Raw genomic sequence first — 24,627 nt, 5'->3', positions numbered from 1 at the left:
CGTCGTACGGTACTTTCTTGCCATGCATCGGATGACGGCGCTCGTCCGCCCCGGGCAGTCGACCTTCGAACTCGCCTGCGCGGCCCAGGTGTTCGGGGTCGAACGGCCGGGCCTTCCCGTCAGGTACGCCTTCGGCGTGTGCGCGGAGCGGCCCGGCCCGATCCCGACGCTCGCCGGGTACGACATGCTCGTGAACGACGGGCTGGAGGCACTCGACCATGCGGACACCGTGGTCGTCCCGGGCTGGCTGCCCGTCGAGGAGCCGCCGTCTTCCGAGGTCGTCCGGGCGCTGCGCCGCGCGCACTCCCGTGGCGCGCGGGTGGTCAGCATCTGCTCCGGCGCCTTCGCGCTGGCGTACGCGGGTCTGCTCGACGGACGGCAGGCGACCACCCACTGGGCGTTGGCGGGGGAGTTCGCCAGACGCTTCCCGCATGTCCGGTTGGACCCGGACGTGCTGTACGTGGACCACGGCGACGTGGCCACCAGCGCCGGGGCGGGGGCCGGGTTCGACCTGTGCGTGCACCTGGTCCGTGGCGACCAGGGGGCCCGGTACGCCGCGCACATCGCCAGGACCATGGTCATGCCGCCGCACCGTGAGGGCGGGCAACTGCAGTACTCGGCGCCGCCGCACCCCGAGCAGATCGACGGCACGCTCGCGCCGTTGCTGGAGTGGGTCGCCGGGAGGCTCGACGAACCGGTGACCGTCGAGGACATGGCCGGGTGGGCGGGGCTCTCGGCGCGCACCCTCGCCCGGCGGTTCACCGACCAGCTCGGCACGAGCCCGGGACAGTGGCTGCTCGCCCAGCGGATCGCCGTCGCCCAGGACCTGCTGGAGTCCTCCGACCTCCCGCTGGAGGCCGTCGCCCGCCGGGCCGGCCTCTCCTCCTCGACCAACCTCCGCAGGCGGTTCCTCACGGCCCTGGGCACGACCCCCGGCGCCTACCGCCGAGCGTTCCGGGCCCGGTCGCGGTGATCAGACCATGAACAGCAGGGCGGCGCTGAGGAGGACGGTTACGGCGGTGGCGAAGTGGATGCCGAAGGCGACGGCCTTGGTGCCGCCGTGGCGTAGGACGATGACCGTGTCCACGAACGGGACGATCGCGACGACGAGCATGAACCACGCCTCGGCCCTGGCGCCGGCGAAGGCCAGCAGGGCCAGGCCGAGGAGGCCGTAGGTCAGGTCGCGCAGCCCCTTGATGGTCAGGTAGGCGGCGTCGCCGTTCTCCTTGGCGGGGACGCCGTAACCGGCGGCGGCGGGGCCCGGCGTCAGGAGGAACCTGAGGCCGATGAAGGCGATGAGGAGATCGAGGAGTACGGCCAGCCCGTAGGCGACGGGGGTGAGCATGAGCATCTCTCTTTGCTAGCAACGCTAGGAACAGGAGTGAAGCTAGCATGCCTTAGGCAGGAAATCTAGCGGCGCTAGAAGTGGAGTGGGGTGCTCCTGGAGGGCGGACGGCGACGGCCTCTGGGAAACGGGGACGAGTTGTGTGGGGGGTGATGGCGGGGTTCCCGGGAAGGCGACGGCTCCTGGGGAACGGGGCGAGTCATGCGGGAGGCGACGGCCTCGGAGGGGGCGGCGCTTCGGAGGGCGTTCCCGGAGGGGGAGCGGGCGGTTGTGGCGCCTCGGGAAAGGGGTGGCGAGCCGTGGGTGTGGCGGTGTTCCCGGTGGAGGGAACGTTCCCGAAGCTCATTGAAAAGAGCGGCTGGCGCTTCCCCGCCGATGTCTCCGGATTATTCGCGTGGCAATGGTTGACATATTCTTGAAAAGAATTCCTCCGGTCCGGAGTCGATGGGCGACGGAGAGTGATACGCCTTCGTCCGGCCTGTCTAATAGGCGGATCGGATGCCGGGGGGAGGGGTGGAAGAAGAGCGTGTGGCCTGCGTGTTACGCCGAAGTTAACGCTGTGAGGTGTGTCGTTCCGTAGTGCGGGGGACACGGGAATGAATCATCGTGTATTTTTCACGGTCAAGATCATGATGTGGTCACATGGTTTCACAGATGGATGTGTGTAAGGCTCTGAGGGTGCTGGACAGGGAGTTGAAGACGTCAGATGTAAAGTACCTGTAAATAGAAGAGGGGGTTATCTGTTGGATATCAGTGTCCTTGGTCCGCTGAGAATCAGTGAAGGCGGAATCTCCGTGGTGCCGAGCGCGGGCAAGCCACGGCAGGTCCTCTCCCTTCTCGCGCTGCGCGGGGAACGGGTGGTCCAGGTGTCCACCCTGATGGAGGAACTCTGGGGGGACCGCATACCGCGCAGCGCCTCCACGACCCTGCAGACCTACGTGCTCCAGTTGCGTAACAAGATCGCCGCCGCGCAGCCCAGGGAGTCGGGACGTTCCCCCAAGGAGCTTCTTGTCACCTGTTTCGGCGGCTACATGCTCAAACGCGGCCCGGGGCTCTCCGACGCCGAGGAGTTCGAGGCGCAGGCCACCGCGGGCATCGCCGCGCACGAGGCGGGTGACCCCCGGGCACTGGCCACGCTCGAACGGGCCCTGCGGCTGTGGCGGGGGCCGGCCCTGGTGGACGTCCCGCACGGCAGAATCCTGCAACGCGAGGTCATGAGCATGGAACACCTGCGGATGAGCGTGCTCGAACAGCGGATCGACGCCGCCCTGCAACTGGGCAGACAGGCCGCGCTGCTCCCCGAGCTGAGTGTCCTGGTCGCCGAGCACCCCATGCACGAGGGCTTCCGTTCCCAGCTCATGCTGGCGCTGTACCGCACGGGCAACGTGTCACGGGCGCTTGAGGAGTTCCACCGGCTGCGGGCCAAGCTCGTCGAGGAACTCGGCATCGAACCGTCGGCCCGCCTGCGCCGCCTGCACCTGGCGATGCTCGCCGGGGACCCGACCCTCGACCTGGTCACCGACGGCGGAGGCATCCGGCCCAGGCCGTACGGCGTCGGCCTCCCCGAGAGCTTCTCGACCAGGGTTTGAGCGCGCTGCGGCACTCTGCACGTGAGGTGTTCGCCGAAGCGAGGGAGCCGAGTTGACCGACACGACCGACATCACGCCGACCGACCGTCCCGCGCGTCCCGTCGCCCTCGTCACCGGGGCGACCAGCGGGATCGGGCGGGAGATCGCCGAACGGCTCGCCCGCCGTGGCGCCGCGGTCTTCGTCTGCGCCCGCGGGGCCGAGGACGTCGCCGCGACCGTCAAGTCCCTGCGTGAGCAGGGGTACGAGGTGGACGGCACGACCTGTGACGTCTCCAGGCCCGAGGAGATCCGCGCGTTCGTGCGCACGGCCAGGGAGCGGTACGGCCCCGTCGACATCCTGGTCAACAACGCCGGGCGCAGCGGGGGCGGAGCCACCGCCGAACTCGACGACGACCTCTGGTTCGACGTCATCAACACCAACCTCAACAGCGTGTTCCTGATGACGAAGGAGGTGCTGAACGCGGGCGGGATGCTGGCGGCGGGCCGGGGCCGCATCATCAACATCGCCTCGACGGGCGGCAAGCAGGGGGTGGTGCACGCCGCGCCGTACTCGGCCTCCAAGCACGGTGTGGTCGGTTTCACCAAGGCGCTCGGCCTCGAACTGGCCAGGACCGGCATCACCGTCAACGCGGTCTGTCCCGGGTTCGTCGAGACGCCCATGGCCGAGCGGGTGCGCAAGCACTACGCCGCGATCTGGGGGGTGGACGAGGAGGAGACCAAGAGCCGCATCACCACCCGCGTCCCGATCGGGCGTTACGTGGAGCCGAAGGAGGTGGCGGCCATGGTGGACTACCTCGTCGACGACGACGCCCAGGCCGTGACCGCCCAGGCCCTCAACGTCTGCGGTGGCCTGGGCAACTACTGACGGCTCCCGGCCGGGCATGACCTGACGAGGAGGGGCGGCGCCGCCCAAGGGCGGGGCCGTCCAGGACGGGATCGCCACGGCGAGATCGCCCTAGACGGACAGTGCCAGACAGACAGTGCCAGACAGACGGTGCCGCCCCGGAGCCCGCTCGGCTCCGGGGCGGCGTCATGTCATCGGGGTGTCACCGGGCGGCCCTGGCCTGGGCGGCGGCCGCCTCCAGAGTGGCCAGGCTGTTGCGGCTCAGCGCCGTACGGACGTACTCCCGGGCGTCGGCGAGCGTACGGCCCGGCCCGAGGACGGCGGGCACCGCCTCCGGCGAGATCACCGCGGTGTGCCGGGAGGTCACGACAGCGCCGCCGGTGCCGCCGGTGCCGTCGGTGAACGTCCACAGCCCGCTGTGGCCGAGCAGCAGGGCCGGGGTGAGCTGCTGTTTGTAGGCGATCCAGGCCCCCGGCTCGCAGATCCGGATCGAACGGGTCTCGTGCGCCGCGCCGTCCGCCGTACGGGTGCTCATCTCCAGCACCTGCGCGCCCTGCGCGTCCTCACGCAGGCTGACCCGTTCGACGTGCGGCAGCCGCCGCTCCCACAGGTCGGCGCGGTGGATGAAGTCGTAGGCCTCGGCGGCGGTCCCCGGCACCTCGACGGTGTCGGTGAAGGAGACGACCACGTCCTGTGGGCGCGGTGCCAGGGTGGCGATCCGGGCGAGGGCGGCCAGTTCCTCGGGACTGTTGCGGTCGAGCGCGGCGGTGACCCAGGTGAGGGCCTCCGGCGTGCCGTCGGTCTCGAAGACGTGCTCAAGGACGATCTCGGTCCGGCCGCCGGGAAGCTCGCGGAAGCGCCAGCCGCCTCCCATCGAGGAGAGCGGGGGCCTGCTGTGCTCCTGCCGGAAGGTGACCGAGAGCCCCTGCGGGTCCAGCTCCCTGCGCGAGGTCCAGCTCCGCACCTCGTCGTTCACCACGGCCCAGATGCGGAAGCGCTCCCGGTTCGCGTCGCGTTCCAGGTGCCGGACGTACACGCTGGGCCCGAAGACGGCGGGCCAGGTCCCGGCGTTGGAGACCAGGTCGTACAGCACGCGGGCCGGGGCGTCGACCGTGAGCGTGTGCTCGGTGCGGTGTGTGCTCATCTACTGGCCTTTCGATGTCACGTCGGGGAAGGTCCCGTCCCGGGAGGGCGCCACGCCCGGAAGGTCCGAGGAAGTCCTGGGAAGGCGCCGAGACCCGGGAGGGTCGGGGAGGTCTCAGGAGCGGGCCGCCGCGTTGGCCAGGGACAGCAGCGCGGCCGGGGTCTCGGCCGCCATGACGTCGCCGTCGTCGAGGTCGATGCCGTAGCGCTGCTTGAGCCTGGCGGCGGTCTCGATCAGGGCGAGGGAGTCGTATCCCAGCTCCTCGAACGTCCGGCCGTCGCCGTCGAACTCGGCTCCCTCGGCCTCCCCGGCGCACTCCACCAGGACGCGGCGCAGGTCGTCGATGCTCAGTGCGGACATGGTCGTGCTCCTTTCACACCACGCCGTCTTCCACGGCGTGGTTCGGGCTGGGAACGGGATCAGTTCGTCCAGGCGCGTACCACGACGGCCGCGTTGAAGCCGTGCCTGCCACGGGCCACGACGAGCGCGGTGGAGACCGGCAGGGCGCGCGGCTCCCCGACGACGAGGTCGATGCCGTAGGAGCCGGGGACGTCGCTGGTGTGCGCGGTCGGCGGGATCACCCCGTCCCTGATGGACAGCAGGGCGGTCACGACGTCCAGCGGGCCGCCGCCCGCGTAGAGCCGTCCGGTCAGGGCCTTGGGCGCGGTCACCGGCACCGCCCCCGGGCCGAACAGGCCGCTGATGGCCTGGGCCTCGGCCAGGTCGAGGCGCGGCACGCCCGCGGCGTCGGCGAAGACCACGTCGATGTCACCGGGCCGCAGACCGGCGCGGGCGATGGCCTGCTCGGCGGTGTGGCGCAGCGCGGGCGGCCGGTCGGAGCCGGGAGGCGGGTCGAAGGCCGCCGCGTATCCGGCGATCTCACCGTAGATCCGCGGCGCTCCCCGGCGTTCGGCGGCCTCGGCGGACTCCACGACCAGTACGGCCCCGCCCTCGCCGGGCACGTAGCCGCCGGCCGCGGCGTCGAAGGGCAGGTAGGCGCGGCGCGGGTCGGACTCCGCGCTGACCAGGCCGCCCGCGAACTGGGAGAGGTACCCCCACGGGTCGAGCGCGGAGTCGACCCCTCCGCTGATCACCAGGCCGGTGCCCTCCCGCACCGTACGGCAGGCGTGCCCCAGCGCGTCCAGCCCGCCCGCCTGCTCGCCGACCAGGGCGGCACCGGGGCCGCGCAGCCCGTTGCGGATGGAGATCTGGCCGGTGTTGACCGCGTAGAACCAGGCGAAGGACTCGTAGACGCTGACGTAGGACGGCCCCTGGTCCCACAGCTTGTGGAACTCCCTGTGGGTGAACTCGAACCCGCCGGTGGCGTTGGAGGTGATCACCCCCATGTCGTAGTTCTCCCCGTCGCCGGGTTCGACGGCGGCGTCGGCGAGCGCCCAGTCGGCGGTGGCCAGCGCCAGCCGGGTCGAGACGTCGGTCTGCGGCAGCAGCCTGGCGGGCAGGTGGTCCTCGGCGACGAACCCGGTGATCTGCCCGGCCAGTTTGAACGGGTAGCCGGAGGCGTCGAACCTGGTCATCTCCGTGATGCCGCTGCGGCCCTCGAGCACGTTCCGCCAGTACTCCTCGGTGCCCAGGCCGTTGGGCGCGGCCACACCGACGCCCGTGACGACCGTGGGAACGTGCCCGGCCGGCGCGGGCCGTACGGCCGGGCCGCTCACGCGACGGCTCGCAGGACCATGGCGCTCTGGAAGCCGCCGAAGCCGCTGCCGACCGTGAGCACGGTGCGCACCGGCAGCTCCCTGGCGGTCAGCGGCACGTAGTCCAGGTCGCAGGCGGGGTCGGGTTCGTGGAGGTTGGCGGTCGGCGGCACGACGTCGTACTCGATGGCCAGCGCGCAGGCGGCGATCTCGATGGCGCCGATCGCGCCGAGCGAGTGGCCGACCATCGACTTGATGGAGCTGACCGGCACCCGGTAGGCGTGGGAGCCGAGCGCCAGTTTGAAGGCGGCGGTCTCGTGCCGGTCGTTCTGCTGGGTGCCCGAGCCGTGGGCGTTGACGTAGTCGATGTCGGTGGCGTCGGCCCGCGCGTCGTCGAACGCGTTCCTGATCGCCTCGGCCATCTCCCGGCCGTGCCTGGTCAGGCCCGTCATGTGGTGGGCGTTGCACCGGGTCGCCGAGGCGCCGAGTTCGGCGTAGATGTGCGCGCCCCTGGCCCGCGCCGCCTCGTACTCCTCAAGGACGAACACGGCGGCCCCCTCGGCGAGGACGAAGCCGTCACGGGTCCGGTCGAAGGGCCGGGAGGCGTGCTCGGGGTCGTCGTTGCGCGGTGTGCTCGCCTTGATCGCGTCGAAGCAGGCGACGACGATCGGCGAGATCGGGGTGTCCGTCGCCCCGGCGATCATGATGTCGGCGCTGCCCTCCCGGATGAGCCGTACGGCGTGGCCGACCGCGTCGATGCCGGAGGTGCACCCGTCGGAGACCATCGTCACCGGCCCCTGCGCCCCGACCGTCCAGGCGACCTCGGCGGGCATCGCCCCCGGGCTCAGGTAGTCGAACATGTGCGGCGACAGGTAGGCGGGGTCGACGAGCCAGTTCCTGCCCGCGTCCGACATGACGAGGTACTCCTTCTCCAGGCTGGTCGCCGAGGCGACCGCGCTGCCCAGGCTCACCCCGACCCGGTAGGGGTCGAGCGCGTCGAAGTCGAGTCCGCTGTCGGCGACCGCGTCCCGGGTGCAGGCGACGGCGAACTGCGTCGCCCGGTCCATCCTGCGGATCTGCCGGGGGGTCAGGCCCTCGGCGACGGGGTCGAAGGCGGCCTCGGCCGCGACCTGCGAGCGGAAGGGTGAGGCGTCGAAGAAGGAGATCCGGCGGGTGGCCGTCCTCCCCGAGGTGAGCAGGTCCCAGAACTCCTTGGTGCCTGCCCCGCCGGGAGTGCGGACGCCCATCCCCGTCATGACGACGCGCCGGCCTCTGGCTGAACTTTCCATCGGCGTACCTCCAGGCTGTGTACCCGTGTGCGGGCGTCCGTCGATCGCGGAGCCAGCAGCAGCATGGGTCAGCCGCCTTGAGCACAGCTCGAAATCGGCTCGGGGACCCGATGGAGGAAGGCTCGACCGCGCTTCGAGTCGTGTCGGAGACACTCGCGCCGTCCGATCGTTCCCGGCGTCCACGAGGGCGCCGCGGGGCACACGGGAAGGAGCAGGCACATGCCCGACCTCGTCTCCGACGAAGTGGTTGAGCGTTATCGGCGGGAGGGGTTCATCCGAATCCCCGGCGTACTGACGCCGCAGGAGGTGGAGAGCCTCCTGGCGGTCTCCCTTCTCCGTCTCGACGAGGCGGAGAAGGTGAACTGGGACCGGGCCGATGGGCGGGTCATGGACTGGGTCCCCCACGTCGACCGTGTCAGTGAGGAACTGCGCGGCCTGGCGCTGCACCCCCGGGTGACCGCCGTCGCCGAACGGCTGGCGGGAGGCCCGCTGCGGCTGTTCAAGTCGGAGCTCCTGCGCAAGGGCACCGCGGGGTCGGCCCTGACCCCGCTGCACGCCGACGCCCCGGCCATCCCGTTCGCCGGCCGGTCCATCGGCCTGACCGCCTGGGTGGCGCTGACCGACGTCCCGGTCGAGCGGGGCTGCATGAGCTACATCCCCGGCTCACACCTGGTCCCGCACGAGCGGGACGACTCCGGGGACCAGGACCCCTTCCGCTGCCCGGTGAACCTGGTCTGGGAGCCGCGGGTCACCGTCCCGGTCCGGGCCGGGGACGTCACCTTCCACCACGAGCGGGTCCTGCACCTGGCGGGCCGCAACGACACCGACGAGGTCAGGGTCTCGCTGGCCACCGTCTACATGGACGCCGAAGCCGTCTACGAGCCGAGCGACCTCGTCCCCGACGACCTGGGCGGGCTGCTGCCCGGCCAGCCGCTCGACGACGACCGCGTCTTCCCCCTCATCGGAGCCCACAGCTGACCACCGGAAGGACCGGGAGCACGTTCATGAGCACCTACGTCTGGAGCTACCTGGCGGAGTACGACAACGAGCGCGAGGACATCCTCGACGCCGTGGACACGGTCTTCCGTTCCGGCCAGCTGATCCTGGGGCCCAGCGTCAAGGGTTTCGAGGAGGAGTTCGCCGCCTACCACGGGCTCAGGCACAGCGTCGGCGTGGACAACGGGACGAACGCCGTCAAGCTGGGGCTTGAGGCGCTCGGGGTCGGCCCCGGCGACGAGGTCGTCACGGTGTCCAACACCGCGGCCCCCACCGTGGTCGCCATCGACGGGGCGGGGGCCAAACCCGTCTTCGTGGACGTCCGCGAGGAGGACTTCCTCATGGACACCGCCCAGGTGGCCGCCGCGATCACCCCGCGGACCAAGGCGCTGCTGCCGGTGCACCTGTACGGCCAGTGCGTGGACTTCGCGCCGCTGCGCGCCCTGGCCGACGAGCACGGGCTGAAGATCCTTGAGGACTGCGCCCAGTCGCACGGCGCCCGTCACCACGGCAGGCTGGCCGGGACGCTCGGGGACGCCGCGGCCTTCTCCTTCTACCCGACCAAGGTGCTCGGCGCGTACGGCGACGCGGGGGCGGTGGCCACCTCCGACGACGAGATCGAGCAGAACCTGCGGCGGCTGCGCTACTACGGCATGGAGAAGGTCTACTACGTCGTGCAGACCCCCGGGCACAACTCCCGGCTCGACGAGGTGCAGGCCGAGATCCTGCGCCGCAAGCTCCGCAGACTCGACTCCTACATCGCCGCACGTCAGGCGGTCGCCAGGCGGTACGAGGAGGCACTCGGCGACCTCACCGGCCCCGGCGGGCTGCTGCTGCCGTCCACGGCGCCGGGCAACGAGCACGTCTACTACGTGTACGTGGTCCGCCACCCGGAACGGGACCGGATCATCGAGCGGCTCAAGTCGTACGGGATCTCCCTGAACATCAGCTACCCCTGGCCGGTGCACACGATGACCGGCTTCTCCCACCTGGGCTACGGCGCCGGGTCGCTGCCGGTGACGGAACGGCTGGCCAAGGAGATCTTCTCCCTGCCGATGTACCCGGCGCTGTCGGAGGAGCTGCAGGACAAGGTGATCGCCGCGCTGCGCGAAGTGCTGTCCACGCTGTAGGAGCCGACCCGTTGGAGGGCGTCAGATGAACGAGAGCGAGGTCCTCGGGGCCTACGACAGGGCCGACCTCTACGAGGTGGTCTACGAGGGCAGGGGCAAGGACTACGAGCGGGAGGCCGCGGTCACCTCGGCGCTGATCCGCGAGCGCAACCCCGGCGCGCGGAGCCTGCTCGACGTCGCCTGCGGGACCGGCTCGCACCTGCGTCACTTCGCCGGGACGTTCGGCGAGGTCGCCGGGGTCGACCTGTCCGAGCGGATGCTCGCCAGGGCCCGCGACCGGGTCCCCGGGGTGCCCCTGTGGCAGGGCGACATGCGCAAGTTCGACCTCGGAGTCACCTACGACGCGGTGACCTGCATGTTCAGCTCGGTCGGCTACCTGGCCGACGTCGGTGAGCTGACCGCGACGCTGGAGAGCTTCGCCAGGCACCTCAACCCGGGTGGCGTCGTGGTCGTCGAACCCTGGTGGGCGCCGGAGAACTTCCTCCCCGGGCACGTCCAGGGGGACGTGGTGAAGGTCGGCGGCCTGACGGTCTCCCGGGTCTCCCACTCGACGTGGCAGCGGGAGGGAGCCGCCAGCCGGATGGAGGTGCACTGGACGGCCGCCCACCCGGAGACGGGGATCAGCCACCACTCCGACGTCCACGTCATGTCGCTGTTCTCCCGGCGGGAGTATCTCGACGCCTTCACCCGCGCGGGCTTCGCCGCGGAGTTCGTCGAGCACGACTGGGCGGGGCCCGGCCTGTACGTCGGCGTCCTGGGCGCCGGGTGAGCGGGATGCGCGTCCGTGAGCTGAAGGTCGAGGGGGCCTACGAGCTGACCCCCGAGGTGTTCGGGGACGAACGGGGCTTCTTCCTGTCGCCCTACCAGGAGGAACCGTTCGTCAGGGCGGTCGGGCGCCCGCTGTTCCCGGTGGCGCAGGCCAGCCACAGCCGGTCGCGGCGCGGGGTGGTCCGCGGCGTCCACTTCACCGCCACACCCCCCGGCATGGCGAAGTACGCCTACTGCGCCGGGGGCGTCGCCCTGGACGTGGTCCTCGACACCCGGGTGGGGTCGCCGACCTACGGCGTGTGGGACAGCGTGGTCCTCGACCAGCGGGACTTCAGGTCGGTCTACCTCCCGGTCGGCGTCGGGCACCTGTTCGTCGCGCTTGAGGACGACACGGCCGTCTCCTACCTGCTGTCCACGGGATACGTCGCGGAGAACGAGCTGGCGGTCTCGCCGCTCGACCCGGCCCTGGGGCTGCCGCTGCCGCGCGACCTGGACCTGATCCTGTCCGAGCGCGACCGGCGGGCTCCCACGCTCGCCGAGGCGGAACGCGCCGGGATCCTGCCGGACTACGCCGCGAGCCGGACCCTGGACGGTCTGCGGGCCGCCGGGCACGGCGCGTGAGAGAGGAGCCGTACGGCATGGGCCTGCGAGAGGCGGCGGTCGTGGTCACCGGCGCGGGACGCGGCATCGGGGCCGCGCTGGCCAGGCGGTTCGCCGAGGAGGGCGCCCGGGTCGTCGTCAACGACCGCCACCCTGAGCGCGCCGAGGAGGTGGCCGGGGAGATCGGCGGGATCGCCCTGCCCGGCGACGCGGAGCGGGGCCTGGTGCCCGAGGCCCTGCGCCTGCTCGGCGGGCGGATCGACGTCTACTGCGCCAACGCGGGAGCCGTACGGGCCGGTGGTCCCGAGGCGCCCGAGGAGGACTGGGAGAGCGCCTGGCAGGTCAACGTGATGGCCCACGTGCGGGCCGCGCGGGACCTGCTGCCCGGCTGGCTCGAACGGGGGCAGGGGCGTTTCGTCTCCGTCGTCTCCTCGGCGGGACTGCTCACCATGGTCGGGGCGGCGCCGTACGCGGTGTCCAAGCACGCGGCGCTGGCCTTCGCCGAGTGGCTGTCACTGACCTACCGGCACCGCGGCGTCAGCGTGCACGCCGTCTGCCCCCGCGGCGTCCGCACCGAGACGCGCAGGGCCGCGAGTTCGAGCGGGTTGACGCTCACCTCCACCGCCATCGGCCCGGAGGAGGTCGCCGACGCGCTGCTCAAGGGGATCGCCGAGGAGCGGTTCCTGATCCTTCCGCATCCCGAGGTCGCCGACCAGGCCGCCGAGCGCGTCACCGACCACGAGCGCTGGCTTGAGGTCGTCAACGGGTTCCAGCGGCAACGGGAGAGCACATAGCGGCCCGGCGCCGCGATCGTCGAGATCGTCCAGAGAGGACTCCGCCGTGAAGGCTCTGGTGCTGGCAGGCGGGACGGGAACCCGCCTGCGCCCTTTCAGCTACTCCATGCCAAAACAGCTCATCCCCATCGTCAACAGACCGGTTCTCGAACACGTCCTGGACAACCTCAGGGCCGTCGGCGTCACCGAGGCCGGGATCGTCGTCGGCGCCGGGGAACGGCAGATCCGCGAGGCGATCGGTGACGGCGGCGGGCTGGGGATGAGCGTGACCTACATCCCGCAGGACGAGCCGCTCGGCCTGGCGCACTGCGTCACGATCGCCAGGCCGTTCCTCGGGGAGGACGACTTCGTGATGTACCTCGGGGACAACATGCTGCCCGAGGGGGTCGCCGAGCCCGCGGCGCGCTTCACCGCGAACCGGCCCGCCGCACACGTGGTGGTACGCAAGGTCGCCGATCCGCAGTCGTTCGGAGTGGCCGAGTTCGGCCCCGACGGCAGGCTTGAGCGGGTGGTCGAGAAACCGCGAAGGCCCCGCAGCGACCTCGCCCTGATCGGCGTCTACTTCTTCACCGCCGCCGTCCACCGGGCCGTCGCCGCCATCCGGCCGAGCGCCAGGGGCGAGCTGGAGATCACCGACGCGATCCAGTGGCTGGTCGACGACGGGGCCGAGGTCACGGCCGCCGAGTACCCCGGTTACTGGCGGGACGTGGGCCGGGTCGAGGACGTCCTCGACTGCAACCGGCGGCTGCTCGGCGGCCTGCCCCCGCGTCTCGACGGCTCGATCGACGCGGCCAGCGGCGTCACCGGCCCGGTGGTCGTCGAGGCGGGCGCCCGTGTCGTACGGTCCCGCATCGAGGGCCCGGCGCTCATCGGCGGCGACAGCGTGGTCGAGGACAGCGAGATCGGCCCCGGCACGACCGTCGGCAGGGGGTGCGTGATCAGCGGCACCCGGCTGCGGGACTCGGTCGTGATGGACGGGGCCCGCCTGACGGGCGTGGCGGGGCTGCGTGACTCCGTCATCGGGCGCGGCACGGTCGTCGGGGGGCGTCCGCCGGACGGCGTGTTACGGCTCGTGGTCGGCGACGAGGCCAGAATCGAGACGGCGGCATGAGACTGCTGGTCACCGGCGGCGCCGGTTTCATCGGCTCACACTACGCGCGCACCGTTCTCGACGACGGCTACCCGGGCTTCCACGACGTCCGGGTCACCGTGCTCGACAAGCTCAGCTACGCCGGCAACATCGCGAACCTGCCGATCGGGCACCCCCGCCTCGAATTCGTGCACGGCGACGTCTGCGACCTGCCGCTGCTGCTCGACCTGCTGCCCGGGCACGACGCGGTCGTCCACTTCGCCGCCGAGACGCACGTCGACCGCTCCCTCAGGAACGCCGCCGAGTTCGCGCACGTCAACGTGGGCGGCACCCAGACGCTGCTGGAGGCCTGCCTCGCGGCCGGGGTCGAGCGGGTGGTGCACGTCTCGACGGACGAGGTGTACGGCTCCATCGAGGAGGGCTCCTGGCACGAGGAGTGCCCGCCGCTGCCCAACTCCCCCTACGCGGCCTCGAAGGCGGCGGCCGAACTGTTCGTCCGCTCCTACTGGCGCACCTACGGGCTCGACGTCTCGATCACCCGCTGCTCCAACAACTACGGCCCCCACCAGCACCCCGAGAAGATGATCCCGTTGTTCGTCACCAACCTGCTCGAAGGCGAGCCGCTGCCCCTGTACGGCGACGGCCTCAACGTCCGCGACTGGCTGCACGTCGACGACCACTGCCGGGGCGTCCAGCTCGTCCTGACCGGAGGAGGCGCGGGCGAGGTCTACAACATCGGCGGCGGCAGCGAGCAGACCAACATCGCCGTCACCGAACGGCTGATCGCGCTGCTCGGCGCCGACCGCTCGGTGATCCGTCCCGTGGCCGACCGCAAGGGGCACGACCGGCGCTACTCCCTCGACGACACCAAGATCCGTGAACGACTCGGCTACCGGCCCGCCGTACCGTTCGAGCGGGGGCTGGCCGAGACGGTCGCCTGGTACCGGGACAACCCCGGCTGGTGGGGGCCGGTCAAACACGCCCTGCGGACGGCGGCGGGGGTGGGGGCATGACGGCCGGGCTGTTCGACCTGCCGAGGCTGCGCGCCAGGGAGGACGCCGGACTGGCCGAACGGCTCGCGCGCTCGCTGGCGGAGACGACGGCGGGCTGGCAGCTGAGCACCGCGCAGGTCACGGACTGGCTGGCCGAACGCGCCCTGGCCCACCGCTTCGTCGTCGAACGCATCCCGTTCGCCAGACTCGACCAGTGGGACTTCGTCGAGGACGGCGCGAGGCTGGCCCACCACAGCGGCAAGTTCTTCACCGTCGAGGGGCTGCGTGTCACGGCCGACCAGGGGCCCGTCCTGAGCTGGGACCAGCCGATCATCAGACAGCCCGAGGTCGGCATCCTCGGCCTGCTGCTCAAGGAGTTCGACGGGGTTCCGCACCTGCTGATGCAGGCGAAGATGGAGCCGGGCAACCCCAACCTGCTGCAACTGTCGCCGACCGTCCAGGCCACCCGGAGCAACTACACCAAGGTGCACCGGGGCTCCGAGGTGCGTTACCTGGAGTACTTCGTCGATCCCACCAGGGGACGGGTCCTGGCCGACGTGCTCCAGTCGGAGCAGGGCTCGTGGTTCCACCAGAAGATCAACCGCAACATGATCGTCGAGGTGGACGAGGACGTCCCGATCGGCGACGACTTCCGCTGGCTGACGCTCGGGCAGATCGGGGAGCTGCTGCGCCGGGACAACGTCGTCAACATGGACGCCCGTACGGTCCTGGCCTGCGCGCCGATCGGCTCCGACGAGGCGGGCGCGCTGCACAGCGACACCGAGCTGCTGTCCTGGTTCACCGCGGAGCGGGCCAGGCGGGAGATGCGGGTGGAGCTGATGCCGCTGACCGAGGTGAACGACTGGCGGCGCGGCCCCTGGTCCATCGACCACGACGCGGGCCGTTACTTCAGCATCGTCGCGGTCTCCGTCGCGGCGGGCAACCGCGAGGTGACCCGCTGGACCCAGCCGCTGCTCGAACCGCACGGCCTGGCCGTCACGGCCTTCCTGACCAGGCGCATCGGCGGGGTCCCGCACGTCCTGGTGCACGCCAAGGCGGAGGCGGGACTGCGCGACACGATCGAGCTGGCCCCGACCGTCCAGTACACCCCGGAGAACTACGCCCACCTGAGCGGCGCCGACCGGCCGCCCTTCCTGGACCTGGTGCTGACCGCCAGGCCGGAGAGCGTCCGCTACCGGGCGATCCACTCGGAGGAGGGCGGCAGGTTCCTCAACGCGGAGGGCCGCTACCTGGTGGTGGACGTGAACGAGGCGGACGCGCCGCTCGACCCGCCGCCCGGCTTCCGCTGGGTCACCCCGGGGCAGCTGCGCTTCCTGGCGCGGCACCCGCACTACGTCAACGTCCAGGCGCGCTCCCTGCTCGCCTGCCTCAACACCGGCGCGGTCGGCTGGTGAGCCCGACAAGCCCGACAGGAAGGACGGAACGGATGGGAACGCGACCAGGCGCCGTGACGGTCATCGGCGCGGGCACGATCGGGCTGGGCTGGATCACGTTGTTCGCGGCGCACGGGCTGGACGTCACCGTCAACAGCAGGCGCCCCGACGCCCGGCGGGTCGTCGAGGAGGGGCTGCGGACCTTCGCGCCGACGCTGCCCGGCGGCGGGCGTGACCCGGAGGAGCTGCTGGCCGGGCTGCGTTTCGAACCCGACGTGGCGCGGGCGGTCTCCGGCGCCGACGTGGTGCAGGAGAACGCCCCGGAGGACCCGGCGCTGAAGCGGGAGCTGTTCGGGGTGATCGCGGGCGCGGCCCCGTCCGGGGCGCTGCTGCTGTCCTCGACCTCGACGCTGGTGCCCGACGACTTCGGCGAGCGGGTCCCGGACCAGGGCAGGCTGGTGGTCGGTCATCCCTTCAACCCGCCGCACGTGGTGCCGCTGGTCGAGGTGGTCGGCGGCACGCGCACCACCCCGGAGGCGATCGAGGAGACGATCGCCTTCTACCGCTCGGTCGGCAAGGTCCCGATCGCGCTGCGCAGGCCGGTGCCCCGGTTCGTGGCCAACCGGCTGCAGACGGCGCTGCTGCGGGAGAGCATCCACCTGGTCCGCGAGGGCGTGGTCACGATGGAGGAGCTGGACAGTGTCGTGGTCAACTCGATCGGCCTGCGGTGGGCGACGGTCGGGCCGTTCCAGGCCTTCCACCTGGGGGGCGGCGAGGGAGGTCTGCGCCGCTGGCTCGGGCACCTGGGCCGGGGACTTGAGGCGAGCTGGCGGGAACTCGGCAGTCCCGAGCTGACGGAGGAGACGATCGAGCTGCTGAGCTCGGAGGCGGAACGGGTCTACGGCGTGGGAAATTACCCGGAACTCTCCACAAAAAGGGACATTAGGCAGAATGCCATCCTTGATGCCCTTGCTCGTGTTGAATCCGGAAATATCCGGCAACTGAACGGGGCTCGCGGCACCGTGGCGGAGTCCGGATGAGCGGCCGACCATGTTTCTCAAGTGTCATTCGAGCGCCTCTTTCTAGCATTATGAGGACTTCTCGAAAGGAGTCCGCCAGATGAGAGAAGTTACGGCCCCACCGGATTTGTACGCGCGGATACAGCAGTTCCACGCCACCCAGATGCACGCGCTCGACGGTGGTGAATTCGACGCCTACGCCGAGACCTTCACCGAGGACGGCGAGTTCCGGCACACGCCGGGACGGCCCGCGGCCAGGACCCGCGCGGGCATCGCCGAGGAGCTGAAGGCCTTCCACCGGGAGCGCTTCGCCGGCGACCCCGTGCAGCGGCGCCACTGGTTCAACATGCTGCGCGTGGAACCGGGCTCCGGCGGCGAGATCCACGCCACCTTCTACGTGCTCGTCGTCGCGACCCGCCCCGGGGTCAGGCAGCCGGAGATCGCGCCGAGCTGCGTGGTCCACGACGTGCTGGTCGAGGACGCCGACGGCGGCCTGCTGGTCAGGTCCCGATGGGTCGAGCACGACTGGCAGCCGGAACCGGCCACCACGGTCGGCGCGGCGGCGGGCGGCCCAGTGAATGGCCCTGTGAACGGCCCTGTGAACGGCTCAGTGAACGGTGAGGTGTCGCGGTGAGCGTGCCGTACCTGGCCAGGACCAGGATCGACGGCGAGTGGACGCCGATCGAGTACTCCAGGGACTTCACGGTGACCGCTCCGGAACGGGTCGCGCCGGGAGAGGAGTTCACGGTCGTCTTCGCCAGCGCGCCGATCCTGGCCCTGCCCGCGTTCAACCGGACGCTGACCGACCTGCGGATCGCCTACCGGGTCTCCGGCCAGGCGGCCGTACTGGAGTGGGAGCTGCGCGGGGGCGACACCCCCGGCGGGCTGGAGTTCACCGCCGAGCGGCAGGACGACGACCTGGTGGTCGGCTTCGGCGGGACCATCGCGGGCGGGGTCGAGGTCGCGGTGCCCGACCTGGTCGTCACGGTGCGCGCGGAGGGGCCGGGCACGGTCACCACGTCGCCGGGGGGCTCCGGGTTCGACCGGCCCGCCTTCGGGTGGACGCGTGAGCACGCGGTCAACGGCCAGTGGGACCCCTTCCAGTGCTACGTCCCCGTTGACGCGCCGGTGGTCTTCACCACCACCCTGATCTCCTCCTGACCTCGTGTCTCTCCTACGCCGGGGACGGCTCACGCCGAAAAACCCGGAAAACCTCCTGGAAAACAATGGGTAACGAACGAAGGAAACACGCATGAACAAGTGGACCCTCCGTACCGCCGCCGCGGCCTGCCTCGCCGCCGTGGCCCTGACCGGCCTGACCGCCCCGGCCGAGGCCCGGCAGACCACGACGACGGGGGCGACGGGGACAGCGACGGGGGCCGTGCGGACCACCGCGACGGTGACGGTTCCGTACATCTCGCGGACCCGCATCGACGGCGTGTGGACCCCCATCGAGGGCTACACCCGCGACTACACCGTGACCGCCCCCGCGACGGTCGAGCCCGGCGGCGACTTCCGTGTCAGGTTCGACTCGGCGCCGATCTTCGCGGTGCCCGCGCACAACAAGACGCTGACCGACCTGCGGATCGCCTACCGGGTCTCCGGCGACGCCACCGTCCTGCGCTACCGCCTCGAAGGGGGCAGCAACCTCGGCGGCGCCCACTTCTGGGTCGAGCGGAACGGCTCCGACCTGGTCCTGCGCAGCAACGGCACCTTCCAGGGCGGGGTCGAGTTCGACGTGCCCGACCTGGTGGTCAAGGTCCGGGCGGGTGCCACGGGCACGGTCACGACCTCGCCCGGCGGTTCCAGCTTCGCCGACCCGGCCTTCTACTGGTACCGCGAGCAGACCGTCAGCGGTCAGTGGGACCCGTTCGAGAACTACGTGGACCCGGCGAGCCCCGTGACCTTCACCACGACCACCATCGGGTGATCCGACATGCCGGAAGCCACCCCCGCCTCCCTGTCCCCTGACGCCGTCAGGGAGACCGCCGCCGTGGCCGCCAAGCGTGCCGCGGAGGCCGAGGCGAACAGACAGCTCACCCCCGACGTGGTCGAGGCGATCGTCCACGCGGGCTTCGTCAGGCACTTCGTGCCCGCCGGGTACGGCGGCGCGGCGGGAGGCTTCGCCGAGTTGCTGTCCGCCGTGACACAGGTGGGGGAGGGCTGTGCGTCCGCCGCCTGGTTCGCGTCCCTGACGGCGGGCACCGGCAGACTGGCCGCCTACCTCCCCGAGGAGGGGCGGCGGGAGGTCTGGGCCGAGGGCCCCCACGCCGTGATCGTGGGGGGCCTCGTCCAGGCCGGTACGGCCGAGCGGGTCTCCGGCGGCTGGCGGGTACGCGGCCAGTGGCCGTACGTCAGCGGGATCGCCCACTCGGACTGGGCGCTGCTGTGCGCGAGAACGGAGCGGGGGGCCAGGTTCTTCGCGGTCCCCCGCGCCGCGTACGGCGTCGCCGACACCTGGTTCAACAGCGGCATGCGGGCGACCGGGAGCAACACCCTGATCCTCGACGAGACCGAGGTCCCCGAGGCCCGCTCGGTCGCGCTCGACGACCTGCTCGCCGGTGAGGCCCCCGACGCGCGGGCCGTCTGCCACCGGGTGCCGATGAAGGCGGGCAACGGGCTCACCCTGACCGCCCCGCTGCTCGGCGCCGCGCGCGGCGCGCTGCGGCGCTGGTCGGAGCTGGTGCGCGACAAGCTGCTCGCGCCCGCCGGGGCGATCTCCGGTGGGGTCGGCAGGGGCTCCTACGAGCTGACCCTGGCCCGCGCGGACGGCGAGGTGGACGCGGCGGCCCTGCTGCTGCGGCGGGTCGCCGAGGTCGCCGACCAGGCGCCCGTCGACGCCCTGCTCACCGCGCGCAACGGGCGTGACTGCGCGCTGGCGGCCGACCTGCTCGCGACCGCCGCCGACCGGCTGCTGCGCAGTTCGGGGAGCAGGGGCCAGTCGGAGAGCGAGCCGCTGCAACGGCACTGGCGCGACGTGACCACCGGCGCGGGTCACGCCGGGCTGCAGCTGCCCGCCGTGGCGGGCGCGTTCGTGAGCCGGTCCGCCCTGCCGTCGGCGGGGTGACCGGCCACAGGAACGACCACAGAAAGGGGAACGTCTCATGGTCGCGCCTGAGCTGGTCGAGGTGGCCGAGGGCGTCCACGCCTACCTCCAGCCGGACGGGGGCTGGTGCCTCAACAACGCCGGAGTGATCACCACGCCCGACGGGGCCGTGGTCGTGGACACCGCGGCCACCGAACGCCGGGCCCTGGCGCTGCGGGACGCCGTCGACGGGGTCGCCGGGGGAGAGCGCAGGCTCGTGGTCAACACCCATTTCCACGGCGACCACGTCTTCGGCAACGCGGTCTTCGGCCCCGAGGCGACCGTGGTGAGCCACGCGGGCACGCGCGAGGAGATCGCCGAGACCGGGCTCGCGCTGACCGGGCTGTGGCCCGACGTGGAGTGGGGGGACGTCGGGGTCGTGCCGCCCGGCGTCACCTACACCGACCGGCTGACGGTGCACGCGGGCGGCAGGCGGATCGAACTCATCTCGGCGGGCCCCGCGCACACCCGGCACGACACCGTGGTCTGGCTGCCGGAGGAACGCGTCCTGTTCGCCGGGGACATCGTCATGCCGGGCTGTACGCCGTTCGTGATGATGGGGACGGTCAGCGGGACGCTGGCCACCCTGGACCTGCTGCGGGAGCTGCGCCCCGAGGTCGTCGTCGGCGGCCACGGCCCCGTCGCCGGGCCGCACGCCTTCGACGAGACCGAGGCCTACCTGCGCTGGCTGCTGCGGGTCGCGGCCGACGGGGCACGGCGCGGGCTTGACGCCCTCGGCACGGCCCGCGAGTGCTCCCTCGGCGAGTACGGCGGGCTGCTCGACCCCGAGCGGCTCGTGGGCAACCTGCACCGGGCACTGCTCGAACTCGGCGAACCGGGCGGTGAGCCGGGCCTGCCGCTGGACGTGCCCGCCGTGTTCGGGGAGATCGTCGAGTTCAACGGCGGCCTGCCCGCCTGTCACGCCTGACCAAACCCTCGACAGAAACCGGGGACGTGCGCATGAGAGTTCTCTTCGTGGCGGGCCACACGGCCGGGGCCTGCTATCCACTCGTCCCGCTGGCCCAGGCCGTACGGCTCGGCGGGCACGAGGTCTTCGTCGCGGGTCACGAGGACGTCCTTCCCGTCGTCGCCGCCGCGGGCCTGCCCGGGGTCGCGATCTCGTCGAGGACGCTGTCCGACTTCCTCGTGGACCGCGGGGGGCGGACCGTCGAGCTTCCCGAGCCGGGACACGAACACGACCTGGCCGTGGGCCGGGTGTTCGGCCGCTTCGCCGCCGACGGCCTGGACGGGCTGCTGGCCCTGGTGCGGGACTGGCGTCCCGACCGGGTGGTCGGGGTCGCCACGGCCTACGCGGCGCCGCTGGCCGCGCACGACGGCGGTGTGCCGTACGTCCGGTTCGCGACCGATCTGGCGGAGCCGGTCGTCCACATGCTGGCGGCCGTCGCCGAGCTGGGACCGGAGCTGGAGAAACTCGGCCTGTACGAGCTTCCCGCGCCGTGGCGCTCGGTCAGCGTGGCGCCGCCCAGCCTGCGTGCCCCCGACGCGGCCCCCGCCCTGCCGCTGCGGCACATCCCCTACGAGACGCAGAGCGCCCTGCCGCCGTGGGTCCACCCCGGACAGGACAGGCCGCGTGTCCTGGTGCACGACCACGGTGAGACGCGGCCGGACCTGCTGGAGGGGCTGCGGGAGCTGGAGGCCGAGATCGTGGTGACCGGCCAGGAGGAGGGGCCGGTGCCGCCCGGCGTGCGCGCAGGCCGGGTCCCGCTCGGCGTCGCCGTACGGCCCGGGGACGTCGTGGTCCACCGGGGGCGCCCGGACGTCGTCCTGACCTGCCTGGCGCGGGCGGCGGCGCAGGTCCTGCTGCCCGGCGACCCCGGCCTCGACGAGCACGCCGGCAGGCTGGCGCGTCTCGGGGCGGCCAGACAGGTCGGGGACTCGGCGGTCCCGGGGGCTCCGGTGGAGACGGAGGAGGTCGTCGCGGCCTGCCGGGAGGTGCTGGCCGATCCCGCCTACGGGCAGGCGGCGCACCGGCTGCGCGCCGAGATCCACGAGATGCCGCTGCCCGCCGACCTCGTTCCCCTGCTGACCGAGGAGGTCGTGGCGTGAGAGTCCTGTTCGTGGCCGGGGGGACGTCCGGGGTGATCTTCTCGATCATCCCGCTGGCCCAGGCGGCGCGTAACGCCGGGCACGAGGTGGTGATGGCGGCCCCGGAGAACGTGGTGCCGACCATCACCTCGGCCGGGCTGACGGCCGTCGCGGTCACCTCGCGCAAAATGCTGGACACCCTGCTGTACGACGACGGCGAGCGCCGTCCGATCCCGACCGACCTGCACGAGCGCTACATCTTCAACGGGCGTTGCTTCGGGCGCTACGCCGGCTGGTGCCTTGAGGGGCTGCTCGACTTCGCCGACCGCTGGCGCCCCGACGTGGTGGTCGGGGGCACGCTGGTCTTCGCCGCGCCGCTGGTCGCCCGCCACGCGGGCGTGCCGTACGTCAAGCAGGCGGTCGACATGGGCGAGCCCCGCACGATCGACCTGGCCGCCGCCGCGGAGCTGGGGCCCTGGCTGAAGCGGCTCGGTTTCCACGAGATGCCGCGTTCCGACCTGTTCGTCGACATCTGCCCGCCCAGCCTCAGGGAGGCGGACGCGCCGCCCGCCCAGATCATGAGATACATCCCCTACTCCACCAAGGGCCGCGTCGAGTCCTGGATGTACACCAAGGGGGACAGGCCCCGGGTGCTGGTCTCCGCGGGCAGCCGGGTCACCCCGGACCGCGACTTCGAGATCCTCAGCGGCCTGGTCGCCAAGGTGGGCGCGCTGGACGTGGAGCTGCTGGTCGCGGCACCCGCCGACGTGGCGGAGGCGCTGCGGCCCCTGCCGGACAACGTCAGGGCCGGTTGGCTGCCGCTGGACGTGGTGGCCCCGACCTGCGACCTGGTGGTCAGCCACGCCGGAGGCACCACGGTCCTGGGGAACATGCACTACGGAGTGCCCCAGCTGCTCATCCCCTACCTGCCCTACGCGCTCGGCTTCACCAGAAGGCTCACCGACTACGGCGCCGCCAGGATGCTGCCTCCCGAGGACGACTCCCCGGAGAACGTGGCCGAGGCCTGCCGGGAGGTGCTGGGCACCCCCTCCTACCGGCAGCGCGCCCGCGACGTCGCCCACGAGATGTCCCTGCTTCCCGGCCCCTCCCAGGCGCTGGCCGCCGTCGAGCGGCTGGTCCACACCTCCCGATAGGAGTCCCGATGACACAGACACCCCTGCACCTGGCCCTGGTCGTGGGAAGCGTGCGTGAGGGCCGTTTCGGGCCGACCGTGGCGAACTGGTTCGCCGAGCAGGTCGCCCAGTACGGGCGGTTCACCACGGACGTCGTCGATCTGGCGGAGTTGCCGTTGCCGGTCGTGCTGCCCGCCTTCGGGAGCGACCCGGCCCCCGAGGTCGCGGCCGTCGCGGCCCGGCTCTCCGGGCGGCTCGCCGCCGCCGACGCCTTCGTCGTGGTCACCCCCGAGTACAACCACAGCCTGCCCGCCTCGCTGAAGAACGCGCTGGACTGGAGCGACGCCGAGTGGCGGGCCAAGCCGGTCGCGCTGGTCTCCTACGGCGGGCGTTCGGGGGGCATACGGGCGGCCGAGCACACCCGGCAGATCCTGGCCGCCCTTGAGGCGGTCACGGTGCGCGAGGTGCTCACCTTCCAGTTCCCCAGGGAGGTCTTCGGCGAGGACGGCAGGCCCAAGGACCCTGAGGGCTACGCCTCGACGGCCAAGGAGATCCTGCGGGAGCTCGAATGGCTGGCGAGCACCCTGCGTGAGGGACGCGGACGGCGGCCCCATGCCGGCTGAGGGGACGATGCTCGCCGTCCGCGTCCACGAGTACGGCCCGCCCGAGGTGCTGCGCCCCGAGGAGGTCCCGGTGCCGAGGCCGGGACCCGGGCAGGTGCTGGTCGAGGTCGAGGCCGTCAGCGTGGGGTTCGCGCAGACCCAGATGCGGCGTGACCTCTTCCCCGCCCCGATGTGGCGGCCGACGTTCCCCATCGTGCTCGGCGGCGACGTCGTCGGCGTGGTCGTCGAGACCGGCCCCGGAGTCGAGGACGTACGGCCCGGCGACCGGGTGGGCGCCTACACGCTGCACGGCGCCTACGCCGAGTACGCGGTGCTCGACGCCGCCTCGCTCGTGCCGGTGCCGGAGGACCTGGACGCCGTGCGGGCGACCGTACTGCCCGGCTCGGGGCCGATCGCGATGGGCACGCTCGGCGTGGCCGACCTGCGGCCGGGGGAGCGGGTGCTGGTCCACGCGGCCTCCGGCGGCATCGGCCACCTGGCCGTGCAGCTGGCCGTACTGGCGGGGGCGGGGCAGGTGATCGCGACGGCGGGTTCGGCGGCCAAGCGCGACTTCGTCCGGGATCTGGGCGCCGACCTGGTCGTGGACTACGGCGAGGACGACTGGGCGGAGCGGGTGCGGGAGGCGACGGGCGGCGCCGGGGTGGACGTCGTCCTCGACAGCGTCGGGGGGCAGGTGCTCCGGCAGGGGATCGGTCTGCTGGCGCCGTTCGGACGACTGGTGTTCTACGGGTCATCGCACGGTGGATTGGATATTCCTCACATATCGCCCATGGAGTTGATAGGGATTAAATATGTGACGGGATTTGCCCTTTCCGCCTGGCGGGCCGCCCGTCCCGATCGTTATCGGACGGACCACAAATTGCTGGTGGACCATCTCAGGGACGGCAGCGTCAAAGATGTCGTCCACGCCGTCCTCCCTCTCCGGCAGGTGGCCAGGGCACACGAGATCATCGAGGGCCGTCGCCATATCGGGAGGGTCGTCCTAAGGGTTGGCCGAAACGCCGACAATCACTTCCCGGCTTGACCTCTAGCGTGCTTGAGGTTGCAGCATCGAAGGCGTCGAAACCCGTTTTCCGAGTTCGCCGCGCACT

Annotated in this window: 26 protein-coding genes; 21 read left to right on the top strand and 5 right to left on the bottom strand. The window is 71.7% G+C overall.

The window, feature by feature from the left end; all coding sequences use genetic code 11:
* Nucleotides 1–31: 31 nt before the first annotated feature.
* Nucleotides 32–973: a helix-turn-helix domain-containing protein gene (locus ABZ463_RS03525; RefSeq protein WP_362773274.1), complete on the top strand. Its 942-nt coding sequence runs from the start codon at nt 32–34 to the stop codon at nt 971–973.
* Here the strand turns inward: ABZ463_RS03525 and ABZ463_RS03520 are convergent, their stop codons facing one another.
* Nucleotides 974–1,351 (bottom strand): DUF4267 domain-containing protein, encoded by a 378-nt coding sequence (locus ABZ463_RS03520; protein ID WP_352009913.1) that lies wholly within the window; start codon nt 1,349–1,351, stop codon nt 974–976.
* A 788-nt stretch (nt 1,352–2,139) separates the two neighbouring features.
* Here ABZ463_RS03520 and ABZ463_RS03515 point away from each other — a divergent pair.
* Complete coding sequence (locus ABZ463_RS03515; protein ID WP_352009912.1) at nt 2,140–2,934, top strand: AfsR/SARP family transcriptional regulator; 795 nt, start codon at nt 2,140–2,142, stop codon at nt 2,932–2,934.
* A gap of 52 nt (nt 2,935–2,986) precedes the next feature.
* Complete coding sequence (gene fabG / locus ABZ463_RS03510; protein ID WP_352009911.1) at nt 2,987–3,799, top strand: 3-oxoacyl-ACP reductase FabG; 813 nt, start codon at nt 2,987–2,989, stop codon at nt 3,797–3,799.
* Between the two features lie 181 nt (nt 3,800–3,980).
* Here the strand turns inward: fabG and ABZ463_RS03505 are convergent, their stop codons facing one another.
* The 4 genes from ABZ463_RS03505 to ABZ463_RS03490 form a co-directional block, all read right to left on the bottom strand.
* A complete protein-coding gene (locus ABZ463_RS03505; protein WP_362772529.1) occupies nt 3,981–4,922 on the bottom strand; it encodes an SRPBCC family protein in 942 nt (313 codons plus the stop codon).
* 114 nt (nt 4,923–5,036) lie between these two features.
* Complete coding sequence (locus ABZ463_RS03500; RefSeq protein WP_352009909.1) at nt 5,037–5,282, bottom strand: acyl carrier protein; 246 nt, start codon at nt 5,280–5,282, stop codon at nt 5,037–5,039.
* A gap of 59 nt (nt 5,283–5,341) precedes the next feature.
* Entirely contained in the window at nt 5,342–6,598 is a 1,257-nt protein-coding gene (locus ABZ463_RS03495) for a ketosynthase chain-length factor (protein ID WP_362772525.1), read from the bottom strand.
* Nucleotides 6,595–7,866 carry a beta-ketoacyl-[acyl-carrier-protein] synthase family protein gene (locus tag ABZ463_RS03490; RefSeq protein ID WP_362772522.1) on the bottom strand — a complete coding sequence of 424 codons (1,272 nt, stop codon included), beginning with the start codon at nt 7,864–7,866 and terminating at the stop codon, nt 6,595–6,597. The genes ABZ463_RS03495 and ABZ463_RS03490 overlap by 4 nt, the downstream gene beginning before the upstream one ends.
* Nucleotides 7,867–8,085: 219 nt before the next feature.
* Here ABZ463_RS03490 and ABZ463_RS03485 point away from each other — a divergent pair, with 219 nt between their 5' ends.
* From ABZ463_RS03485 to ABZ463_RS03400, 18 genes are all read left to right on the top strand, one after another.
* On the top strand, nt 8,086–8,844 hold the full coding sequence (locus ABZ463_RS03485; RefSeq protein ID WP_352009906.1) for a phytanoyl-CoA dioxygenase family protein: 759 nt from the start codon (nt 8,086–8,088) through the stop codon (nt 8,842–8,844).
* A gap of 26 nt (nt 8,845–8,870) precedes the next feature.
* Nucleotides 8,871–9,992: a DegT/DnrJ/EryC1/StrS family aminotransferase gene (locus ABZ463_RS03480; protein WP_362772518.1), complete on the top strand. Its 1,122-nt coding sequence runs from the start codon at nt 8,871–8,873 to the stop codon at nt 9,990–9,992.
* Between the two features lie 25 nt (nt 9,993–10,017).
* Entirely contained in the window at nt 10,018–10,761 is a 744-nt protein-coding gene (locus tag ABZ463_RS03475) for a class I SAM-dependent methyltransferase (RefSeq protein WP_352009904.1), read from the top strand.
* Between the two features lie 5 nt (nt 10,762–10,766).
* Nucleotides 10,767–11,381: a dTDP-4-dehydrorhamnose 3,5-epimerase family protein gene (locus ABZ463_RS03470; RefSeq protein ID WP_362772515.1), complete on the top strand. Its 615-nt coding sequence runs from the start codon at nt 10,767–10,769 to the stop codon at nt 11,379–11,381.
* 17 nt (nt 11,382–11,398) lie between these two features.
* The gene (locus ABZ463_RS03465) at nt 11,399–12,154 is read left to right on the top strand and encodes an SDR family oxidoreductase (protein WP_352009902.1); all 756 of its coding nucleotides are present in this window, start codon (nt 11,399–11,401) and stop codon (nt 12,152–12,154) included.
* Between the two features lie 46 nt (nt 12,155–12,200).
* Nucleotides 12,201–13,265, top strand: a complete 1,065-nt coding sequence (locus ABZ463_RS03460) for a glucose-1-phosphate thymidylyltransferase (protein ID WP_352009901.1) — start codon at nt 12,201–12,203, stop codon at nt 13,263–13,265.
* Nucleotides 13,262–14,257 (top strand): dTDP-glucose 4,6-dehydratase, encoded by a 996-nt coding sequence (gene rfbB / locus ABZ463_RS03455; RefSeq protein WP_362772510.1) that lies wholly within the window; start codon nt 13,262–13,264, stop codon nt 14,255–14,257. Before ABZ463_RS03460 ends, rfbB begins: the two co-directional genes overlap by 4 nt.
* Nucleotides 14,254–15,651, top strand: a complete 1,398-nt coding sequence (locus tag ABZ463_RS03450; protein ID WP_362772507.1) for an NDP-hexose 2,3-dehydratase family protein — start codon at nt 14,254–14,256, stop codon at nt 15,649–15,651. The genes rfbB and ABZ463_RS03450 overlap by 4 nt, the downstream gene beginning before the upstream one ends.
* A gap of 32 nt (nt 15,652–15,683) precedes the next feature.
* Nucleotides 15,684–16,670 (top strand): 3-hydroxyacyl-CoA dehydrogenase NAD-binding domain-containing protein, encoded by a 987-nt coding sequence (locus tag ABZ463_RS03445; protein WP_352009898.1) that lies wholly within the window; start codon nt 15,684–15,686, stop codon nt 16,668–16,670.
* 79 nt (nt 16,671–16,749) lie between these two features.
* A complete protein-coding gene (locus tag ABZ463_RS03440; RefSeq protein ID WP_362772503.1) occupies nt 16,750–17,283 on the top strand; it encodes a nuclear transport factor 2 family protein in 534 nt (177 codons plus the stop codon).
* Nucleotides 17,280–17,810 carry a hypothetical protein gene (locus ABZ463_RS03435; protein ID WP_352009896.1) on the top strand — a complete coding sequence of 177 codons (531 nt, stop codon included), beginning with the start codon at nt 17,280–17,282 and terminating at the stop codon, nt 17,808–17,810. The genes ABZ463_RS03440 and ABZ463_RS03435 overlap by 4 nt, the downstream gene beginning before the upstream one ends.
* 91 nt (nt 17,811–17,901) lie before the next feature.
* Entirely contained in the window at nt 17,902–18,579 is a 678-nt protein-coding gene (locus tag ABZ463_RS03430) for a hypothetical protein (RefSeq protein WP_352009895.1), read from the top strand.
* A 6-nt stretch (nt 18,580–18,585) separates the two neighbouring features.
* Nucleotides 18,586–19,716 (top strand): acyl-CoA dehydrogenase family protein, encoded by a 1,131-nt coding sequence (locus ABZ463_RS03425; protein WP_352009894.1) that lies wholly within the window; start codon nt 18,586–18,588, stop codon nt 19,714–19,716.
* A gap of 37 nt (nt 19,717–19,753) precedes the next feature.
* Nucleotides 19,754–20,662, top strand: coding sequence for an MBL fold metallo-hydrolase (locus ABZ463_RS03420; protein ID WP_352009893.1), 909 nt, complete (start codon nt 19,754–19,756; stop codon nt 20,660–20,662).
* A 32-nt stretch (nt 20,663–20,694) separates the two neighbouring features.
* The gene (locus ABZ463_RS03415) at nt 20,695–21,801 is read left to right on the top strand and encodes a nucleotide disphospho-sugar-binding domain-containing protein (protein ID WP_362772497.1); all 1,107 of its coding nucleotides are present in this window, start codon (nt 20,695–20,697) and stop codon (nt 21,799–21,801) included.
* Nucleotides 21,798–22,934, top strand: coding sequence for a nucleotide disphospho-sugar-binding domain-containing protein (locus ABZ463_RS03410; protein ID WP_352009891.1), 1,137 nt, complete (start codon nt 21,798–21,800; stop codon nt 22,932–22,934). Before ABZ463_RS03415 ends, ABZ463_RS03410 begins: the two co-directional genes overlap by 4 nt.
* 8 nt (nt 22,935–22,942) lie before the next feature.
* On the top strand, nt 22,943–23,536 hold the full coding sequence (locus tag ABZ463_RS03405) for an NAD(P)H-dependent oxidoreductase (RefSeq protein ID WP_362772492.1): 594 nt from the start codon (nt 22,943–22,945) through the stop codon (nt 23,534–23,536).
* Nucleotides 23,526–24,560 carry a zinc-binding dehydrogenase gene (locus tag ABZ463_RS03400; protein WP_362772489.1) on the top strand — a complete coding sequence of 345 codons (1,035 nt, stop codon included), beginning with the start codon at nt 23,526–23,528 and terminating at the stop codon, nt 24,558–24,560. The genes ABZ463_RS03405 and ABZ463_RS03400 overlap by 11 nt, the downstream gene beginning before the upstream one ends.
* Nucleotides 24,561–24,627 lie beyond the last annotated feature (67 nt).

This window comes from Streptosporangium sp. NPDC020145, from assembly GCF_040631275.1.
GTDB lineage: Bacteria > Actinomycetota > Actinomycetes > Streptosporangiales > Streptosporangiaceae > Streptosporangium.
Note: the sequence above shows the minus strand (reverse complement) of the source record. Positions and strands in the feature narration are given on the sequence as shown.

Bases quoted from the DNA above. Each gene is read 5' to 3' on its own strand.
- ABZ463_RS03445 (WP_352009898.1), top strand. From the start codon at position 15,684: ATGGGAACGCGACCAGGCGCCGTGACGGTCATCGGCGCGGGCACGATC.
- ABZ463_RS03490 (WP_362772522.1), bottom strand. From the start codon at position 7,866: ATGGAAAGTTCAGCCAGAGGCCGGCGCGTCGTCATGACGGGGATGGGC.
- ABZ463_RS03430 (WP_352009895.1), top strand. From the start codon at position 17,902: ATGAACAAGTGGACCCTCCGTACCGCCGCCGCGGCCTGCCTCGCCGCC.
- ABZ463_RS03525 (WP_362773274.1), top strand. From the start codon at position 32: ATGACGGCGCTCGTCCGCCCCGGGCAGTCGACCTTCGAACTCGCCTGC.
- ABZ463_RS03425 (WP_352009894.1), top strand. From the start codon at position 18,586: ATGCCGGAAGCCACCCCCGCCTCCCTGTCCCCTGACGCCGTCAGGGAG.
- ABZ463_RS03415 (WP_362772497.1), top strand. From the start codon at position 20,695: ATGAGAGTTCTCTTCGTGGCGGGCCACACGGCCGGGGCCTGCTATCCA.
- ABZ463_RS03400 (WP_362772489.1), top strand. From the start codon at position 23,526: ATGCCGGCTGAGGGGACGATGCTCGCCGTCCGCGTCCACGAGTACGGC.
- ABZ463_RS03450 (WP_362772507.1), top strand. From the start codon at position 14,254: ATGACGGCCGGGCTGTTCGACCTGCCGAGGCTGCGCGCCAGGGAGGAC.
- ABZ463_RS03470 (WP_362772515.1), top strand. From the start codon at position 10,767: ATGCGCGTCCGTGAGCTGAAGGTCGAGGGGGCCTACGAGCTGACCCCC.
- rfbB (WP_362772510.1), top strand. From the start codon at position 13,262: ATGAGACTGCTGGTCACCGGCGGCGCCGGTTTCATCGGCTCACACTAC.
- ABZ463_RS03420 (WP_352009893.1), top strand. From the start codon at position 19,754: ATGGTCGCGCCTGAGCTGGTCGAGGTGGCCGAGGGCGTCCACGCCTAC.
- ABZ463_RS03505 (WP_362772529.1), bottom strand. From the start codon at position 4,922: ATGAGCACACACCGCACCGAGCACACGCTCACGGTCGACGCCCCGGCC.
- ABZ463_RS03485 (WP_352009906.1), top strand. From the start codon at position 8,086: ATGCCCGACCTCGTCTCCGACGAAGTGGTTGAGCGTTATCGGCGGGAG.
- ABZ463_RS03405 (WP_362772492.1), top strand. From the start codon at position 22,943: ATGACACAGACACCCCTGCACCTGGCCCTGGTCGTGGGAAGCGTGCGT.
- ABZ463_RS03480 (WP_362772518.1), top strand. From the start codon at position 8,871: ATGAGCACCTACGTCTGGAGCTACCTGGCGGAGTACGACAACGAGCGC.
- ABZ463_RS03440 (WP_362772503.1), top strand. From the start codon at position 16,750: ATGAGAGAAGTTACGGCCCCACCGGATTTGTACGCGCGGATACAGCAG.
- ABZ463_RS03520 (WP_352009913.1), bottom strand. From the start codon at position 1,351: ATGCTCATGCTCACCCCCGTCGCCTACGGGCTGGCCGTACTCCTCGAT.
- ABZ463_RS03500 (WP_352009909.1), bottom strand. From the start codon at position 5,282: ATGTCCGCACTGAGCATCGACGACCTGCGCCGCGTCCTGGTGGAGTGC.
- ABZ463_RS03465 (WP_352009902.1), top strand. From the start codon at position 11,399: ATGGGCCTGCGAGAGGCGGCGGTCGTGGTCACCGGCGCGGGACGCGGC.
- ABZ463_RS03475 (WP_352009904.1), top strand. From the start codon at position 10,018: ATGAACGAGAGCGAGGTCCTCGGGGCCTACGACAGGGCCGACCTCTAC.